General features: G+C 44.1%; 16 protein-coding genes. 9 read left to right on the top strand and 7 right to left on the bottom strand.

The genetic code is table 11. The annotated features are described in order from the left end of the window. Window positions 1-10: 10 nt before the first annotated feature. The 4 genes from nadD to DQQ10_RS02395 are packed head-to-tail and all read right to left on the bottom strand — an operon-like array spanning window position 11 to window position 2,061. A complete protein-coding gene (nadD, locus tag DQQ10_RS02410; RefSeq protein ID WP_112745191.1) occupies window positions 11-595 on the bottom strand; it encodes a nicotinate (nicotinamide) nucleotide adenylyltransferase in 585 nt (194 codons plus the stop codon). A 21-nt stretch (window positions 596-616) separates the two neighbouring features. Further along, window positions 617-1,186 (bottom strand): guanylate kinase, encoded by a 570-nt coding sequence (gene gmk / locus DQQ10_RS02405; RefSeq protein WP_112745190.1) that lies wholly within the window; start codon window positions 1,184-1,186, stop codon window positions 617-619. Then, on the bottom strand, window positions 1,186-1,461 hold the full coding sequence (locus DQQ10_RS02400) for a zf-HC2 domain-containing protein (protein ID WP_245970236.1): 276 nt from the start codon (window positions 1,459-1,461) through the stop codon (window positions 1,186-1,188). Before DQQ10_RS02400 ends, gmk begins: the two co-directional genes overlap by 1 nt. Window positions 1,462-1,467: 6 nt before the next feature. Then, window positions 1,468-2,061 (bottom strand): sigma-70 family RNA polymerase sigma factor, encoded by a 594-nt coding sequence (locus DQQ10_RS02395; protein ID WP_112745189.1) that lies wholly within the window; start codon window positions 2,059-2,061, stop codon window positions 1,468-1,470. Window positions 2,062-2,310: 249 nt separating this feature from the next. Between DQQ10_RS02395 and DQQ10_RS02390 the strand changes: the two genes are divergently transcribed. Further along, window positions 2,311-3,276, top strand: a complete 966-nt coding sequence (locus DQQ10_RS02390; protein WP_112745188.1) for a glycosyltransferase family protein — start codon at window positions 2,311-2,313, stop codon at window positions 3,274-3,276. 58 nt (window positions 3,277-3,334) lie between these two features. Here the strand turns inward: DQQ10_RS02390 and DQQ10_RS02385 are convergent, their stop codons facing one another. Further along, window positions 3,335-5,206 (bottom strand): vWA domain-containing protein, encoded by a 1,872-nt coding sequence (locus tag DQQ10_RS02385; protein ID WP_112745187.1) that lies wholly within the window; start codon window positions 5,204-5,206, stop codon window positions 3,335-3,337. Between the two features lie 87 nt (window positions 5,207-5,293). Here DQQ10_RS02385 and DQQ10_RS02380 point away from each other — a divergent pair, with 87 nt between their 5' ends. Genes DQQ10_RS02380 through dinB form a run of 4 tightly spaced genes read left to right on the top strand, consistent with a single transcriptional unit; the run spans window position 5,294 to window position 8,703 of the window. Next, the gene (locus DQQ10_RS02380) at window positions 5,294-5,854 is read left to right on the top strand and encodes an RNA polymerase sigma factor (protein ID WP_112745186.1); all 561 of its coding nucleotides are present in this window, start codon (window positions 5,294-5,296) and stop codon (window positions 5,852-5,854) included. Continuing rightward, window positions 5,847-7,226: an energy transducer TonB gene (locus DQQ10_RS02375; RefSeq protein WP_112745185.1), complete on the top strand. Its 1,380-nt coding sequence runs from the start codon at window positions 5,847-5,849 to the stop codon at window positions 7,224-7,226. The genes DQQ10_RS02380 and DQQ10_RS02375 overlap by 8 nt, the downstream gene beginning before the upstream one ends. 44 nt (window positions 7,227-7,270) lie before the next feature. After that, window positions 7,271-7,564: a YciI family protein gene (locus DQQ10_RS02370; RefSeq protein ID WP_112745184.1), complete on the top strand. Its 294-nt coding sequence runs from the start codon at window positions 7,271-7,273 to the stop codon at window positions 7,562-7,564. A gap of 20 nt (window positions 7,565-7,584) precedes the next feature. After that, window positions 7,585-8,703, top strand: a complete 1,119-nt coding sequence (gene dinB, locus DQQ10_RS02365) for a DNA polymerase IV (RefSeq protein ID WP_112745183.1) — start codon at window positions 7,585-7,587, stop codon at window positions 8,701-8,703. Between the two features lies 1 nt (window position 8,704). Here dinB and DQQ10_RS02360 read toward each other — a convergent pair whose 3' ends face one another. Together DQQ10_RS02360 and DQQ10_RS02355 are read right to left on the bottom strand one after the other, a co-directional pair. Continuing rightward, window positions 8,705-9,058, bottom strand: coding sequence for a response regulator (locus DQQ10_RS02360; protein WP_112745182.1), 354 nt, complete (start codon window positions 9,056-9,058; stop codon window positions 8,705-8,707). 224 nt (window positions 9,059-9,282) lie between these two features. Continuing rightward, complete coding sequence (locus tag DQQ10_RS02355) at window positions 9,283-11,985, bottom strand: PQQ-dependent sugar dehydrogenase (protein WP_112745181.1); 2,703 nt, start codon at window positions 11,983-11,985, stop codon at window positions 9,283-9,285. Between the two features lie 356 nt (window positions 11,986-12,341). Between DQQ10_RS02355 and DQQ10_RS02350 the strand changes: the two genes are divergently transcribed. From DQQ10_RS02350 to DQQ10_RS02335, 4 genes are all read left to right on the top strand, one after another. Beyond that, window positions 12,342-13,712, top strand: a complete 1,371-nt coding sequence (locus DQQ10_RS02350; RefSeq protein ID WP_112745180.1) for a glycosyl hydrolase family 18 protein — start codon at window positions 12,342-12,344, stop codon at window positions 13,710-13,712. Window positions 13,713-13,927: 215 nt separating this feature from the next. Next, complete coding sequence (locus DQQ10_RS02345; protein ID WP_165823773.1) at window positions 13,928-15,256, top strand: cellulose binding domain-containing protein; 1,329 nt, start codon at window positions 13,928-13,930, stop codon at window positions 15,254-15,256. A 232-nt stretch (window positions 15,257-15,488) separates the two neighbouring features. After that, the gene (locus DQQ10_RS02340; protein WP_165823772.1) at window positions 15,489-17,261 is read left to right on the top strand and encodes a SpoIIE family protein phosphatase; all 1,773 of its coding nucleotides are present in this window, start codon (window positions 15,489-15,491) and stop codon (window positions 17,259-17,261) included. Between the two features lie 166 nt (window positions 17,262-17,427). Then, window positions 17,428-19,020, top strand: a complete 1,593-nt coding sequence (locus DQQ10_RS02335) for a GAF domain-containing protein (RefSeq protein WP_112745177.1) — start codon at window positions 17,428-17,430, stop codon at window positions 19,018-19,020. Window positions 19,021-19,119 lie beyond the last annotated feature (99 nt).

Here is a 19,119-nt window from a genome sequence, read left to right as displayed (position 1 = left end):
AAGGGTTTAATTACCGGTAGAAACCTTTCGCGCGTATAATGGCTTCCACAGCGTCTGGTACGAGATAACGGATGGATTGTTCGTTCCTTATACATTGACGAATGAAAGTCGCAGAGATATCGAGCATCGGTGCTTCCACAAATCTAACTTGAGGATGCGTTTTTAGGTCAGAAAGTTGCGCGTTAGGTCGAGGATAAACGTAAAGTCCGTGATCTTCGAGGATTCTTTCTGAGTTTTTCCACCGTTTAAATCCTTCGAGATTGTCTTCGCCGATGATAATCTTGAATTCCTTATCGGGATGTTTTTCTTTCAAATGGACAAGTGTGTGGATGGTGTAGCTCGGCTTCGGCAAACTAAACTCGATATCGCTCACCTCGAGGTTATAATTGTCATAAACCGCTGCACGTGCCATGTCGTATCGATCAAACTCGTGTAAGAGTCCCTTGCTGGGCTTAAAGGGATTCTGCGGCGATACAACCAGCCATACCTTTTTGAGGTCTGTGGTTTCGGCCATCAAGTTTGCGATTATAAGGTGGCCCAGGTGAATGGGATTGAAAGAGCCGAAGAATAGACCAATTTTTTGTGGAGCGTTCATCGGCGTGAAGATAGGAATCGCTTACGATTTCTTGAAGTCGTCGTAGAGTTGCTGCGCTTCAGCGAGTGAGCGCTCAAGGACTTCGTTAACGAGTACGACGTCGAACTGATCTTGAAACGACATTTCAAATTTTGCTTTGAACAACCGACGTGATAAACTTTCTGGTGTTTCGGTGCCACGATCGTGCAGTCGTTCTTTCAACACTTCTTCGGAAGGTACTTTCACAAAGACAGCAAGCGCCTTGTCGCCGAAATATTTTTTCAGATTAAGGCCGCCTTTAACATCGACGTCGAAGATTACATTTTTGCCTTCATTCCAAACGCGTTCGATTTCCGTCTTCAGTGTGCCGTAGAAATTTCCCTCGTAAACTTCCTCCCATTCAATGAAGGCCTTCTCGTCAATCTTTTGTTTGAATTCTTCCGGTGTAAGAAAGTAATAATCCTTCCCATTTTGCTCAGTGCGTCCACGTTTATCGCGTGTTGATGCAGAGATTGAAAATCCAAGATCGGAGTTCGTACGAATCAGATGTTTCACGATCGTTGTTTTACCAGATCCGGAAGGGGCACAAAAAATAAGCGCTTTACCTGGCATTATGAACGAGAAAGGTTTTGAATAACTTTTGTTTTGATGTCATCGACCAACTGTTGTGGCGCTTCGTGGCAGCACTTTGTTTTTAACAATTGGCGAATGGCTACTTCGAGATGATAATTTTTGTAGCACGGCATGCATTCTTCAAGATGCTCTTTCAAGAAGTGCTCCTTTTGTTCGGCTGTTGCTTCGCCATCCAAGATAAGCTGAAGCATTTCCAGGCATTCACGTTTGTTCGAACAATCCTGCTTCATGTTTTTCGGGTCAGGTGTACTCATAGGTAGTTAGGCGTTTTTATAACCCATTTGTTTGGCGTATGTACTTAATTTTTCTTTGAGCAGATTGCGTGCGCGATGTAAGCGGCTCCGTACGGTTCCAATGGGGATGTCCAATATCTTCGCCATCTCTTCATACTTAAATCCTTCCAGGTCGCACAATATAATTACGGTCTTAAAATCTACATCCAAACTGTTGAGCGCATTCGAAATCTCATCGCCGATCATATCTTTCAGCGCCTCCACGCGAAGATCGGGCGTAATTTGGCGATCAACATCTTCCGAGTTGTAATACGTCTCTACATCCTGATAATCTACCTTCGAAGGTTCCTTACTCTTCTTCCGGTAATCATTGATGAAACTGTTTTTCAGAATTCGAAACAGCCATGCTTTGGCATTAGTTCCTTGCTGAAAAGATTCAATGAATCGATAGGCCTTTAAGTATGTGTCCTGCAATAGATCTTTTGCATCATCCCCATCTAATGTAAGGCGGTATGCGAAGTTGTACATCGAGTTTATGTGCGGCATAAACTCGTTATTAAAAATGCTATTCTTCTGGGCTTCTGTATAATGTTGCCGCGGGGTCTCTTCGAATTCTTCCATGAGGGCCTAAAAATAAAGCTTAAAGCTGAAAGCAGAAAGCCCAAGGCGTAAAATGCGAGCGGCACTTCGTATCAGAAATGCATCTTTCGCGTCTTTAAAGGCTGTTCCCGACGAAACAAATCGTGTGGAACGCCAACAGCTACCGCCGCGCATGAGAAGCCCACGTTAAGGCAACGTAAAATATAGTATACTAAACCTTTTGCATGTTCTGGCATATAAATTTTTCGCTTATTTTAGGAATACCAACCTATGAGAATTTCTGGATTCACGTTCGCCCGAAATGCATCTAAACTTTACTATCCAGTAAAGGCTTCTATTACTTCTATTCTCCCGTTAGTGGACGAATTCGTTGTCGCGCTAGGTGACAACGATCCAGACGACAGCACCGAGAAAGAAATTCTAAGCATTGATTCTCCTAAGATCAAAATCATTCGGACGGCGTGGGATCTCGAGCATTTCCCGCACGGGATGGAGTATGCTCGGCAGACTGATATCGCGATGCGGGCATGCACGGGCGATTGGCTGTTCTACATACAGAGCGATGAAGTGCTTCATGAAAAGTACTTCCCCGCAGTGAAGGATGCCTGCCTAAAATATTTTCACGAGCCGTCTGTCGAAGGGCTGCTATTTTCTTACAAACATTTTTGGGGTGACTATAATCATTATGTAGTGTCACACGCCTGGTATCCGAGAGAAATCAGAATTGTTCGAAATGATCCTCAAATTCATTCGTGGCGCGACGCTCAGTCGTTCAGGAGAATTCCTGATTTTGATGGTGTTGATTACTATCAGAAAAAAGGGACGAGAAAACTAAGCGTGGTGCCGATCGACGCATGTATTCATCATTACGGTTTTGTTCGCCCGCCGGCAATCATGCAGCGAAAAAATAAAAATCATCACGCAAATTATCGTGGACTAAAAGCGATGATTGAACGATTTAAGAATAGACCAGAGCAGTTTGAATACGGAGATTTGAATAAGCTGCAAGTCTATACAGATGAACATCCTCAAGCCATGAAAGAATGGATTGCCAAGATGGATTGGTCGGAAACGCTTCAACTTCCATGCTCCAAGAAGGCGCTTCACAAGCACGATCTACCCAAATACCGATTGCTGACTTTTATCGAACAGCGACTTCTGCAGGGGCGGCAACTTTTTGGATTTCGAAACTATAAGCTTACAAAACCGAAAATTTCGCCATCAGGATTCTTTTAATGGTGCTACAATGGTTCACAAAGCAACATCACTTTGTGAACCATTATTCCCTTCGTAACTATTTGCGCGCGATCGGCCCAAATGCCTTCACCATGTTGATAAATTCAATGCGATAGCCTTCGTTATCTTTCCCTCTTGCTGACTGTGCAAGTTCCACAACATCATGATAGCTGAAATTTTTAACATACTCCGATTCACGAAGGAGCATGCCGAATGCAGCCACCGATGCTGACCACCTGAAATTGTCACTCGTGCGAGATAATTCTGTGTCAGAATCAATTAACGAATGAACCATTAATGCGCTCGTCTCTTCATTAGGTTTCTTATAACGTAGTTTGATTGTCATTAACTCTCCCGATTTTTTTGCTTCGTCTGTTATTTTTGTTGTTTGATATTTCAAACGATCAACTTTGTAGAAATCACTTTGTACATCTACAGGGATGATTTCATACAGTGCCGTGACTGTGTGTCCAGATCCTAATTCGCCAGCATCTTTTTTATCGTTGTTGAAGTCTTCGTCTTTAATTGCTCTGTTTTCGTATCCAATCAATCGATACGCTTGAACTTTTGTGGGATTGAATTCGATTTGAAGTTTCACATCTTTTGCAATGGTGAAGAGTGTTCCGCCGAACTCATTCACCAATACTTTTCGCGCCTCTGTCAGGTTGTCGATGTATGCATAGTTGCCATTTCCTTTATCCGCCAACGTTTCCATCTTCGAATCTTTATAGTTGCCCATGCCATAACCCAACACCGTTAGAAATACACCTTCTTTTCTTTTCTCTTCTATCAGCTCTTCCATGGATGCGTTGCTCGACTCGCCAACGTTAAAGTCACCATCGGTAGCCAAGATCACACGGTTGTTTCCGTCTTTCTTAAAATGTTTCTTTGCGATATCGTAGGCGAGATTAATACCTTCACCACCTGCTGTAGATCCTCCAGCTTCAAGACGATCTAGCGCTTCTATAATTTTATTCTTTTCGGCACCGGAAGTAGGTTCTAATACGAGACCAGCGGCACCTGCATAGACAACGATTGAAACAAAATCTTCTTCTCGTAATGCCTGCACAAGCATGGTGAACGACGACTTTAATAAAGGTAACTTATTAGCATCGCTCATCGATCCGGATACGTCAATGAGAAACACCAGGTTGGAAGCGGGAAGATCTTTCGTTGGAATTTGTTTCCCTTGAAGACCGATCGAGACCAATCGATGTTTGCTGTTCCATGGCGCAGTTGAGATTTCTGTATGAACGGCAAAAGGAGCTTCATCTTTCGGTTTAGCGTAATCATAGTTGAAGTAATTTACCATTTCTTCAATCCTCACGGCATCTTTGGGAGGCCGTTGTCCAAGATTGATGAAACGCCTTACATTGCTATACGACGCAGCGTCAACATCAATGGAAAATGTCGAAAGTGGATTTTGTAACGCACCATGAAAAATATTTTCGTTGATACCATCGTATTCTTCAGTGTTAAAGTCTTCAGGAACAGCATCGGCAATTGAAAACTTATTGGCTTGGGCGGCTGCTCTTCGGCGTTCGCCTTTGTTGGGTTTTGATGATACTGCTGCCGCATTGTAGTTAGATACTTTTTGTTCGGCGTAGCCCACGACGACGATCTCTTGTAACGTTGTGATTTCTTCTTTTAAGACGACATTAACCATTGTGTGTTCTTTCACTTCAATTTCTTGCGTAATGAATCCGACGAAAGAAAAAATCAATGTTGTCGGCGATGTGGATACGGTGAGCGTGAACATCCCTTCCGCGTTGGTAGCAATTCCATACGTGGTGCCTTTCACGACAACGCATACACCGGTAAGTGCGTCACCGTTTTCATTAGTCACTTTGCCGGTAATATTCCGTGTCTCTTGCGCGATGCCTGCCGTGTAACACAACAGCATAGTCATCATCAATATGAATGTTCTCATTGGTCAGTCGGTGATTTATTTTGTAATGGATGCTCCCGTCGAAAGAATTCCATAGACTGTTCGATATTTTTTTTATTTTTCGTTTTCATGTCTTCGGATCGCCTCGATATAAAAACAGACTCAGCGCTTTTGCAGCAGTACAAAGCGGGCCGTGATCTCGCCGTTTTGGGTGTGTTGTATAACCGCTATATGAGCATGGTATACGGCGTTTGCTTGAAATACTTGAAAGATCGCGACGAAAGTAAGGATGCTACGATGCAACTTTTCGAAAAGCTGGCCACCAGTCTACATCAGCATGAAGTGGCTAATTTCCGGGCATGGGTGTACGTAATGGCGAAAAATCATTGTTTAATGCAGCTTCGGGCACGAAAGGGGAAAAATTTTGAAGAAATTTCTCCGTTGCTTATGGAAAATGACGCCACTGAGCATCCTGGTGAGGAGCCGGAATTGGAGTCAAACCTCAGTAAATTGGAAGATTGCATGGGAACGCTCGTGGCCGAACAAAAACAGTGTGTGCAGCTGTTCTATTTGGAGCAAAAGTGTTATCGTGAAATTTCGGCGCTCACGGGATATGACGACAATAAGGTGAAGAGCTACATTCAAAATGGGAAACGTAATTTAAAGATCTGCATGGAAAAAAATGCGTGACTTGAAAGACGATATCGATAAGTACTTGCGCGGCGAATTGTCTTATGCCGAACGGAATGCCTTGGAACGGAAAGCGCTTCAAGATCCTTTCCTAGCCGAAGCGTTGGAAGGTGCTTCTTCCATCGATGTACAGGAATGGGCAGCTGATTTAAGCACGCTTCAAAAATCACTGCAGCAACGTGTAGAGCATAAGCCAAAAGTTATTCCGCTTTGGACCTGGACGTTGCGTATAGCCGCAGGGTTGTTGCTGGTGATAATAGGCTCGTTTGTGGTCTGGCAGTTTACAGATAACGAAGACCAATTGCTTTCGAAGAACGAAGCAACGAAGCAAAAGCCGTCAGAAGAACATAAGAAGGAGTCACTTGCTCCCCAGAATAATGCCGCTCAACCTTCTGCGGTTGTTCCCGACACGTTTTTCGCGGATACGAAGCCTCTAGCACGTTCGTATTCTCTACAGGATAAACGTATGGCTGAAGCTGATCTACAGAAAGATGTCGCGGCAGAACTCGCAGTTCGAGAAAACGATCGTGAACCAGTAGCAGCTGCACCACCTGCTCATGATCAAATTGCAAGCGATTCTACATTGACGCTCGAACCAAAACCAGTTGAGTCACTTGCTGGACGTACATCTGATGATGAGATTGCTCCGGCAAGTCGATCTAATTCTGGAATAATTCACGAATCGAAGAAAGCGAAAGCAGAAACGGAACAATCACCAGATCAAATTACGATTAGAGGTTACGCAACTCAGTTACCATCGGCTGATGGGTCAACGCAAGTGATTATCGGTAAAGTAACTGACGCGGAAGATGGCGATGGTTTGCCTGGCGTAAATGTATTGGTGAAAGGAACAAACTATGGAACGGTAACAGATGGTGAAGGAAACTACAAGTTGAACGTCGATGAAATTAATCCAAGTTTGGTTTTCTCTTTCATAGGGATGGAAAGCAAAGAAGTGAAAGTGAATCAAGAAAACGAGGTGAACGTTGCGATGGTAAATGACATGACGCAGTTAAACGAAATTGTTGTTGTCGGATACGGCGCAGAAAAAGTAGAAGAGGATCCAGATCGATTGGAGTTTGCGACACCAATGGGCGGACGTGCTGAGTTTAAGAAGTATCTGGAAGGTAATATGCGTTATCCACAGCAAGCTTTAACCAATGAAATTGAAGGTAAAGTCACAATTCAATTTACAGTGCAAGCATCAGGAGATTTATCCGATTTCCGTGTGGTGCGCGGCATCGGTTATGGTTGTGATGACGAAGTGATGCGTTTGATAAAAAATGGACCGAAATGGACTCCCACACGCAAAGGTGGCGAACCGGTTGCTGGCAAAATGAGGGTGAAGGTTCGGTTTAGACTTCCAAAATAAAGCGCCACATCGATGGCTCATTCTTTTCCAGAAATTAATCGCCAATGAAGAAAACATTTTTTATGAAGTTGATTCCTCCGCGATCAACGTTTGCGCATGATATGACCGATGCTGAAAAAGCGATTATGCAAGAGCATATTTTTTATTGGAAGGTGTTAATTCAAAAAGGCATCTGTATTACGTTCGGTCCGGTGCTCGATCCTGCTGGTGTTTACGGTGTGGCGATTGTTCGCATCGACGACGAAAGTCAACTCGCGGCCATCGAAGCAAATGATCCAAGTGTGAAACATGGTGTGAACAAGTTCGAGAGTTTTCCCATGATTGCAACCTTCGAGTAACCAATCCAGTTTGATCGGTCATGGAAGAGGTGCCTTCAGATAAACCGACGCTTCGAAAGATCATTCATATCGACATGGACGCATACTACGCGTCTATCGAACAACGTGACAATCCTGAGTATAAAGGTAAACCTATCGCTGTCGGCGGATCTCCCGAGGGCAGGGGTGGTGTTATCGCGACGGCTAGCTATGAAGCTCGAAAGTATGGTGTGCGTTCAGCAATGCCATCACGACGTGCGAAGGAATTATGCCCGCAGTTGATCTTTGTTCGACCGCGGTTTGAGGTGTACAAAGAAGTGTCAGGAAAGATTAGAGAAATTTTTTCGCGTTACACAGATCTCATCGAGCCGCTCTCCCTCGATGAAGCGTATCTCGATGTTACCGTAGACAAGTTGAATATCGGTTCCGCCATCGATATCGCGAAGTTGATAAAGCAATCGATCAAAGATGAACTTCACCTCACGGCGTCAGCGGGTGTTTCTGTTAGTAAGTTTGTCGCGAAGATCGCGTCCGACATGCAGAAACCGGATGGTTTAACTTTTATCGGACCTTCTAAGATTGTTTCGTTTATGGAGTCGCTCCCGGTAGAAAAATTTTTTGGCGTGGGTAAAGTCACTGCCGACAAAATGAAACGTATGGGAATTCATACGGGCGCAGATCTAAAAAAACTTTCAGAGTCGGATTTGACGCGCTACTTCGGGAAGTCAGGTCGTTTTTTCTATAAGATCGTAAGAGGCATTGACGATCGTGCCGTGCAACCCCATCGGGAAATTAAATCCGTCGGCGCTGAAGATACTTTTCCCTATGATTTAAAAGAAACGCAATACATGGTTGAGGAGCTTGAGAAACTTGCCGCTACCGTGCATGATCGTTTAGAGAAACGGAATCTCAAGGGGAGAACTATTACCTTGAAAATAAAGTATTCTGACTTTTCACAAGTAACGCGAAGTCAATCTTTTCCGATCGGAACAAACGATAAAGATGTGATTGCTGAAACAGCACGTCAACTTTTAATGGCTACGGACACAGAAGCAGTGCGTGTGCGTTTATTGGGGATTTCGCTCTCGAATTTTAACCTTGCGCCGACGATCAAAGGTTTCGAAGATCAACTTTATCTCTTCACCGATGATGATCTATAGATCAGTGAATACCCTTCAAATAATCTTTAAATTTATCGAGCGTCAATGGTTTGTAGATGATGTCATCAAAGCCTGCTGCCCTTAATTCACGGGATTGATTGTCGTCGACGTGGTTCGAAAGAACAAATGCCTTATAATTCTTATTTCTCAACGCGAGCAATTCTTTGAGGACATGGTGTGCGAAGATTCCTGGGCCGAGGTAGTAATCAACGAGTACCACATCAAACTGATTCGACTTTGCCCACGCAACAGTTTCTTGTAAGGAAGTAAATCCTTCCACTTCGAATTCAAGGCCTAACAGTTTTTTTGCAATGAAGAGGTCTAACGATTCGTCATCAACGATTAAAATTTTCACGGTGTAGTTTTTTCGTCAAACAAAGTACTAAATTCCTAAGCCAAGATACAAGTCGAAAAATCCGATACGTCGGGTTGGACAAGGGCGTCGACAGTTTATACAAAAAAATGTTTGATGAATTGACTCAAGAGCCGAGTTCGGTGAATGGTTTGTTAGACAAATACAATGTTGCTTTCAACAAGAGACTGCCTCGGGCGACGGGATTTCCGAGGCAGTATGTTCATCTATCGTCTGACAAGAATTTTTGTTCTGCGCGTTCCTGTTGGCGTTTGAACGATAACTTGGTAGATGCCATCACTAAGTTCTTCGACGCCAGTGGTAAGGATGTTCGTTCCTGAACGTTGCGCTTGAAATTGAGAAGCTTTCACAGCTTGTCCATGGATGTTTACCAATGAAATATCGATGACATCGCCGAGGGAAGCAACCACCTCTACATTTAGCTCGGCACGTGCAGGGTTGGGATATACGCCCGTCGTTTCTTCATCAACATTTTCCGCTGAAAAACGACTCGCAGTCGGTGCCGCAGTTGTCGGAATTCTATAGAATGCAGTTGAACCAATAACTTGTTTTGACACGCCAGGCCCCGCCCATCTAACGGCGATGCTTGCGGTGTTAAGCCTTTCAAAAAACGTTACACTGAATGCATGCTTTCCTCTCTTTAAACCGACCTTCCCCGAAACTTCGCGTGTGGTATGTAGTCCATCGTTGTTGACGACAACATTATCGCCAATGAGCAATTGACTTCCTTCATCGGATGCTGTATAAAATGTCCACTCACCATCTGCGGGAATATTAATATACCCTGACCATTTGAATGCGTAATCATCATCGCGATTTTTGGGCCAAAGATTAACCGAGGCGATAGGCCCCGACTTCACGATAGTAAGACTTGTAAAATCTGGAAGCGCATTCCACACACCTTCATAGTAATAGTAAGTAAGTCCAGCTTCTGTTGTAACGGGGTTCTCCGGTTCACGTAAAACACCAGTTGCTGTTACGCGATACATGGCTGTGTAGGTCACATCATCAACTGGCGTGATGATGGTTTGTGTTGCCGGTCCACCATGAGCCCAACGGTCGAATTCAAAAGTTTGTCCCGCCATATTCTGTGGCGACACTGGGCCAATCACGCGCTCGACACCTTCTACACCGAGGTCGGAGAAGGGTGCAACAGCGGGTTGTCCATCGAGTGTAATCTGAAGTCCCGATGGTTCTGACGCCACAGTAATCGTTGACTTTCTTGGAAGAAGATCTACAAACGTTGAGTCGGACAATCCTTGGCTGTCCTTCACGACCAAGTAAATTCTGTAGAAGACATTATCGGATACTTCGCCAACGGTAGCAATAGGGTAAGAACCTGCTTTCACACCCGTGGCAATAGGGGGTCCGTCGTGACTATGCGTGTCGTGATGAAATACCGCTAACCATGTGAAAGCACTTGCGGGTAAAACACCATCTTCAGTGTCCGTCGCTGTGCCGCTGAACGAAATCACTTCACCGCCGCTGTAAAGATTTCCATTTGCAGGAGCAGTAATTTGAGCGACAGGGGGATTATTGAAAGCGGTAACTGTTAGGAGTGCATTGGCACTGGTAACACTTCCCACAGTGTTTGAAACGATGACGCGATAATTTCCCGCATCGGCTTGTTGCGCATTGGTGATGGTATAGGTTGCCGCGGTGGCGCCTGTGATGTTTACATTATTTTTTTGCCATTGATACCGAAGCGAATTTCCCGTGGCCACTACAGTAAAACTTGCGGGTTGTCCAGCAGAAACACTTGCGGGAGCAGGCTGGGTGGCAATAGCGGGTGCACCATTAGCGTTGTATGTGATTTTATAAAGTGTGCCTAATCCGCGATCGAGGTAGTGTAAGTTACCATCAGGACTAATATTTAATCCAACCGTATTATTTCCGATACCGGTTCCGAATGACCGGCGTGTAACCGTACCGTTGGCGTTAATGTCGAGGTAGTTTATCCAATGGGTACAAAAATCTTGGAAGAAGTATTTGCCAATATATTGCGCTGGATAATTCGACGTTTGCGGATTGTAAAATGCGCCGCCTGTGATCGCACAACCGATGCCATCGCCGACACCATGGGCATATGCGAAAATGGGATTTACATAAGCTGGATTTGTGCCGTTGCCTTCCACGGCAGGCCAACCAAAATTTCTTCCTCCCACGGTTGCGTCACTAATTTCTTCCCATTTAGAACCACCGACGTCGTTAATGTAAATTTTGCCAGTCGATTGTTGAATATCGAATGTAAATGGGTTGCGTAATCCGTATGCCCACACACTTCTACGTTGTGTTGACCCTGTCGTAAAAGGGTTGCCTTCGGGAATGGACCCATCGGCATTGATGCGAAGCAACTTGCCAAGATTCTTATCCAGATTTTGCGCATTGGCGCCCACGGAGTTTTCACCGACAGCAACAAACAGTTTTCCATTGTAAAAACGCATACACCCAGAGTTGTGAATGGTGGCCGACCCTAAAGGATCAAGGTTGAGAATCACAACTTCTGACGTTGGATCAATAATGTCGCCCGTGAATGTAAAACGGCTAATCCGATTATTGGCGCCATTGGGCAGGCAATAGTAGAGATATACATAACGGTTCACCAAAAAGTCTGGATCGAGAATAATACCCGTAAGTCCACGTTCTCCAGGTGAGCTCACCGTGAGAGAAAGCGCAGGTGTCGGAAGTAGAACATTGTTTTTAATGACGCGAAGTTTCCCGGCTTGCTCTGTTACAAATACGCGGCCATCTGATGTAGGCGCGAATGCCATCGCCGTGGGATTGTTAATGCCAGTTACTATTCTAACGCGACTGAATCCAGTGGGCAGTACCTGAGCAACACTGGGATGAAAGTTCATGATGAAAAGCAATGCAATGATGCACAAGAACGGGCTGCTTAGGCGACACATAAGAAAGAGGGTTTTGTCTCGGTAAAAAGGAACTAATAAGCGCGATGTTGTGGCTTTAAATTCTTCCAACGTGAAGCGTTACCAACGAATTTCTGCACGGTCTAGAGTTTAAAGCCGCCCGTAAAAGTAAGGTATTGCCGAGGCAAGTTTATCTACTCAGATCAACATTATTTTAGTCGAAAGCCATACACAGTCTTTTGGGTCGTTGCAATAAGTGTGTGTTTTGAAAAATGTTTGCGCACACATTTATTTGAGATTTCGCTTTTGGGTGTGATTGCGCGGACGTATATTCAAAATTGTCATGTAATGAAGCGACATCAAATTGAAGAAAACCATCTCCTAACCCCGAACCTCAGATGAAAAAAATGATGTCATGTCTCTTTCTTGCCCCGCTAGCCTTGTTCATGTTGTCTCATTGTGGCAGCAGCGATGGTGGTGATGCAACGCCGGAAAATCAATCGCCAACCGTATCGAATATTTATCCGTCAAGCGAAACATTGATCAAGGGTGTTAAAGGAACTGCAATCACGTTGTCGGCAGATGCGTCTGATAGCGACGGAAACATCACGAGAGTGGAATTTATGATCGACGGAAAAGTAGTAGGTCAAGCCGTAGCTGCACCGTACAAATTTGATTGGAAGCCCACGCAAAGTGGACATTACACTTTTTCCGTAATGGCATATGATGATAAAGGGGCAACCAATCTACGACCCACATCAATCTTCACCGCGGTGGGATTCTCTTGCGACGATAGTAACGAAGTTTGTGTCAAGAATCCGAAGTCTTTTGATAATGTGGTGATGGCGTTTTTTCCTTATTGGAAAACAACGGAGTTATCGATTGCTTCTATTCCATGGGACAAACTGACGCACATCAATTATTCCTTTGCCATTCCTGAAGCCGATGGTAATATCAATATAACTGATGTGCAGGGAAACATTTCGACGCTTGTTAATGCGGCGCATGCAAAAGGTGTTAAAGTTTATCTTTCGATTGGTGGTGCTGGCGGATCAGAAGGTTTTATCACACTTTCTAAAAATGAAAGAACACGTGCTTTGTTTGTTGACCGTGTAAAATGTTATGTGCAAGCAAACTGTCTCGATGGTATTGATATTGATTGGGAACACTGGACTGGCGGCGCGGCCATTATCCCAGCCGAAAGCAATGGCTTAGTGGCATTGTTGAAAGACCTTCGCGCGGGATTAGACGCTAACATTGAAATTTCGACGGATGTATTTGCATCAAATTGGTTTGGCAAGCACTACGCCGATGCCATTGTCAACGAAGTTACGTACATCAACACCATGCTTTACGACTTACGTGGATCATGGTCAGAAGAAGGTCCACATTCTGCTTACGATGAAGTAATATCCAACGGAACGACGAATTACACAATCGAATCTTGGGGGCTGGCGTATTGGACAGGTTATCGTCAGTGGCCCGCTGCTAAAACGATTGTCGGAATGCCGTTCTATGGTCGTGACTTTAATGCCAGTGGTGGTAGCGTAGATTATAAAAGTATTGTTACGATGGTGAAAAATGCTGGCGGCGATATCAATGGAGATAAATTCAACAAAATCTACTACGATGGTCCTGCAACAGCTGCCAAGAAAGCTGCTTATGCCCGCGATCATCATTATGCGGGTGTCATGTTCTGGGAACTCGCTGGCGATACGCAAGACGAGTACAGTCTCTTGAAAGCGATCGATGACGAGCTGATGGATTGATACGTCGTACTAAGTACACGAGCAAGTAAAGCTTCTCGAGCGCTCATGATACCTAAATTTTACTTGGGTTAGATATTGGTTTCGCTATCAGATTTGGTGAACTTGCTATGCCTCTTTTTTGCAGGTGTGCTTTTGCATATTCAGGCGAGGTATTCCATCCCTTTTCACCGAACACGGCTGTAGTTTTTATTGTGTTTAATCAAAACCCTTTCCCTATGAAAAAAACATTACTAACGTTTTTTGAAACTGTCTTTGTATTTCTATTGATAATGCTAGCCACGGATGTTATGGCGCTTACCAAATCACCACGTCTTGAGAACAGTAGTCCTGTAAGTTTGTTGTATCGCAATACCGATATTGATCCATCACCCGCGGCGACAAACATGAACATTCGTCCGGACTTCCGATTGATCAACCATACCGATGCGCCAATTGCTTACAGCAGCATGAAAGTACGTTATTGGTTTACGGTTGATCAACGTGCGTCGATACGGGTGGAAACAATTTTTGCAAAGTTTGGCAAAGAGAATGTTACCCTTCGCGGTGTTGGTCTTGGCGCGCCGCATGAAAATGCAAACTATTATGTAGAATTCGGATTCACTTCAGCAGCAGGTGTACTTGAGGCACGCGACACCACCGACGCATTTATTCGGACTAAAATTCGTAAGGCCGACTACACACCCTTTAACGAATTAAATGACTACAGCTATAGTGTACCACAAGTGACATTCGCCAATGAGAAAATGACGGTGTATCTCGATGACGACTTGGTTTGGGGAACGGAACCATCGGAAGTTCCCGTTGTAGAAGATCTTAAGGTCGTGTACAGTTGGGGATCTGCCACAGCGACTACGCAAATTCCCTTCGCGCTACGATTTGTTAACGCCGGCAATACTGCTGTACCGATCTCCGAATTGACGGTGCGTTATTGGTTTAGCGAAAATGATGCATTACCGTTACAGTACATTGAACATTATATCGGTCATGACAACGTGACCACTACTGGTAATATCATTTCGTTAGATCCCGCGCGCGATAGTGCTAGTCATTATCTCGAAATTGCTTTTGACGCGCCCGGTCTAGTCGTTCAACCGTTCAGCGAATTGAAGAATTTTAAATTCAAAATCATTAGACAGGGCTGGAAAAATTTTACAAGTAAGGAAGACGATTATTCATACATACCGAGTGCAAATGAATTTAACTACCAACTTAACGATCATATTACGCTCTATCGTAATGGTGAACTGGTTTGGGGAGTCGAGCCTCCTGTCGGAGAAGGGGTTTCTTTAAATAATGTGGATAATGACGCCTTGAAACTCTATCCCGTGCCCGCGCATGGAACTGTCGCTTTAGTACTTCCCGCAAGCTCCCGCGACTATGGACAATTCAACGTTTACAACCACATGGGCAAAGGAGAGTCAGTCAGCTACATGATTGAAAATGGTAAGGTCGTATTCGACATCAGTTCCCTTCAACCGGGTATTTATTTCATCAGCGCTGCAATAGACCGTAAGATTTATAAGAAACGTTTAAGCGTGAATTGAAGACTACCCTGTTTAGTGTGTCTCCATGAATGATACCGGCGTATAAAAATTGATGTTGAAGACTGTCTCAGAAACGAGGTTTTTAAGGCAGTCTTTTTTTCTTTAGCGTTTGTTGAAAGCACTGAAGAGAGCAGTGAGTTAAGCATGGATTTTCTTATTATATTTAACCACCACCCTAAATTTTTTCCGCTACAACGGGTGTAGGTAGTGGTATAATATGAAAAGAAATTGCATGCGTTTTTTATTCGCTGTTGCCAGTTTACTAATTGTGATCGACAGCGAAGCTCAGCAAACAGTCGCTGAATTGGAGCCGCTTTTGCAAGCTGCAATCAAAGCGAAAGAAAACGGGAAAGCCGCGTACTATGCGTATGAGTTGGCCAAGATTCATGTTGCCGAGCAGCACCCTGAAAAAGCATCGCCCTACCTTTCGCAAGGCATTTCACTCGCGCGAAAATCTGGCGATAAATCATTGCTTTACCTTTGCAACGATCGAATGGGCTTGCTGTTAAGCAATCAAAAAAACTACAGCAAAGCATTGGAATACTACCTCGATGCGTTAGCAGTAGCGGAAGAATTAAAAAAATCCGATTATCTATTAGAATCGTTGCTCAATGTATCAACAGCCTACGGCGCGGTCAAGAAATATAAAAAGGCAATCGATCCTTTAGAGCGTGCATTGGCAATCACTTTAAACAACGGCGATGCTTTGAAACAACGGCAGTGCTATGCGTTGCTGACCGAATATTGTGGCAAAATCGGATTAACAGACAAAGCTAACGAGTACCGCGAACTCACGAAGAAGCTCGACGATCGCCAACAGGCAGAGCTTGCTAAGCAGCAGGAACATCAGGCCCTTGAGAAACAGGTGCAGGAAAAGGATGCTGTTCAAAAGAATACGGCCGCAGCACTACAAAAGCAATCGCAGCAACTGAGAAAGGCAGAAGATTCTTTGTTAGCAACCCGTTATTCTCTTAAAGAAACAACGAGTTCACTCGAGGAAGCGCGTATCGTGAATGAAAAACGTCAACTTGAGATTGATTTGTTAAGTAAAGACAAGGCACTCGCCGACTTACGATTGCAGGAACAAGAGGCGAGACTTGAGAATGAAGCGTTGTTCCGGAATTCAATTATTGCCGTTGTCGTACTCCTTGCAATACTTAGTATTGTTTTGGTCACAAACTACCGTCGTAAGATTGCGGTAAACAAAAAGATTGATCAGCAGAATAAGAATATTAAAAGTAGTATCAATTATGCACAGCGGATTCAGGAAGCCATGCTTCCAAAGCGCGACGCTCAACAAAAACTGCTCGCTGAATCCTTTGTCTTGTTCAAACCACGCGATATCGTGAGCGGTGATTTTTATTGGTTCTCTGAGATAAAAAGTTGGTATAGTCCCGACGTAGTAATTGTCGCAGCTGATTGTACTGGGCACGGTGTACCGGGTGCTTTTATGTCAATGATTGGCATCAATGCGCTCAATGGGATTGTTGGTGGTGGAATGGCGGAACCTGATCAAATTTTGCAGGCACTGGATCGCGATATTCGAAACGCGTTGCAACAGGACAAGACGGGAAACAACGACGGGATGGACGTAGCGCTCTGTATTTTCCGGAAGGAAAAAGGCATACTCGAATTTGCCGGGGCAAAGAATCCGCTTGTTTACATTCAGAATGGAAAACTTACGCAAATAAAAGGCGACATCCATCCGATTGGTGGTGGTAAGCGGAAGCATGAGTTTACGTATCGAAAACATAAAGTACCGATCGAAGAACCAACCATTGTCTATCTTTTTTCAGATGGCTACCGCGATCAGTTCGGTGGGAAAGAGGGCACAAAATTTCTGTCGAAGAACTTCAATCAATTGTTGTTGGATATTCACCAGAAACCCATGGACGAGCAAAAGAAAATATTAGACGAACGAATCGAAAGTTGGAAATCTGGTCATCCACAAACCGACGATATTATGGTTATTGGATTTAAGCTTTATCCTGCAGGTGTCGTGTAGTCCGTGAAGTCTGGTTTGTCGTAGACGCGAAAGCACATTGACAATGAGCCCATTGTTAGGTTTTTTGCATTATTCAATAAATCCTTACCATCTTGGATGAGAACCGAGATTTTTTTCCACTTTTATACCGTCAAAAACTACTACCTTAGGTTCAAGGATAATACCTATGAAAATTATTAATCTGATCAAAAGACACGCGCTGATTTCCTCTGCCGTGCTATTGCTGTTACTTGTGCTGGCCAATACCGTGATCGCATTTTTTAATCACTTTGCATTGCAGCGTAAAGATGCCGTAACGGTTGAAGCCCGCGAGGCCATTCGGCAATCCACTCAGATATGGGATCAGGTTATTCGAAATGTAGACATTGGTATGCGGGGTTATGCGCTTGTGCGGAATGACAGCTTAACAACGGAAAAGCAAGTTCAGGATTTACTTGGTCCGATGAGCACAGGGAAGAATGATTTGGATAGCATTATCGTGCGGCTCCGTAAGATTACCACCCGACAAAAATTCCAGCATCCCAGCGCTATCGATAGTCTTAATGATGTAGCGAAGGATTTTATTGCTACCGCAGAAGGAATGGTCACGATGATCAAAAACAACGAGATGGACCAATTCCGTAGAGTTTTGCGCAGCGACCCAGGTAAAAAATCTTGGGAGCGCTACGACAAAGCAAACTCGCTCGTGAGAACCTTCGAGGAAGAGTTAGACCGCGAGGCAATGAAGTCATACGAACGTGCGAATCAGTTAAACTTAGTTTTCCAAATTATACTCGGATTGATTGCATTCCCAACATTGATATTTATGATTTATAAAATCAACAATGACCGCATTGCCCGAAGAGATTTGTTCTTGAAACTAGAGAAGAATAACAAGGAGTTTTTATTCAACCCAGGTGGTGCAAGCTCGGGTAAAGTTGTGAACGAAAATGAGGTGATTGACAATTCGATTAAAAATTTCAAGGCAGCGACGGCCTTTATCAGCCAGGTATCGAATGGAAATTTTGCTGCTCAATGGGAGGGGATTTCGAAGGATAATGAAAAATTGAATACAAGCAACCTCGCGGGTGAATTGATGCAAATGCGTGATCGAATGAAGGCGATCAAGGCTCAAGATGAAATTCGAAATTGGATCACGGAGGGCTTGGCAAAATTCTCGGACGTTATCCGTCAAAACAATAATAATATCGTTGAACTGAGCTATGACGTGCTGGTGTTTTTGACGAAATATATGAACGCGCAACAGGGATGTTTGTTCGTTGTGCAAGAGGATCTTGAAGACGGACATGAATATCTTGAGATGACAGCGTGTTATGCTTTCAACCGCAAGAAACATATGACCAAGCGTTTGGAGATTGGTTCTGGCATTATAGGACAGGTGTTTTTAGAAGGCACGCCGTCTTTATTGACTGACGTTCCAAATGGCTACACCGAAATTACTTCGGGGCTTGGCGATAGCACACCGACTTCGATCTTGGTTGTGCCGATGAAATACAATCAAAAGGTTGAAGCTGTTATCGAACTTGCCGGTTTTGACAAATTCGAGAAGTATCAGATCGAGTTCATGGAAAAGGTTGGTGAGATTACCGCGTCCACGTTAGGGTCAGTGAAGAATACAGAGAAGATGCAACATCTTGTAAATCAATTTAAATCTCAGACGGAGCAACTCCGCGCACAAGAAGAAGAGTTGCGTCAGAACATGGAAGAGATGGAAGCAACTCAGGAAGCTATGCGTCGCCAGGAGAAAGATTCGTTCTAATACCGGCGGTGAGTATGATATAAAAAAAGGCAGCGGACTACGCTGCCTTTTTATTTGATGTGGCAACCTTATTACTTGCCAGCTTTTTTCATTTTTTTC

The sequence above is a fragment of the Pseudochryseolinea flava genome, from assembly GCF_003286915.1.
Taxonomy (GTDB): Bacteria; Bacteroidota; Bacteroidia; order Cytophagales; family Cyclobacteriaceae; genus Ohtaekwangia; species Ohtaekwangia flava.
This window is presented reverse-complemented; position numbering and strand designations above follow the sequence as displayed.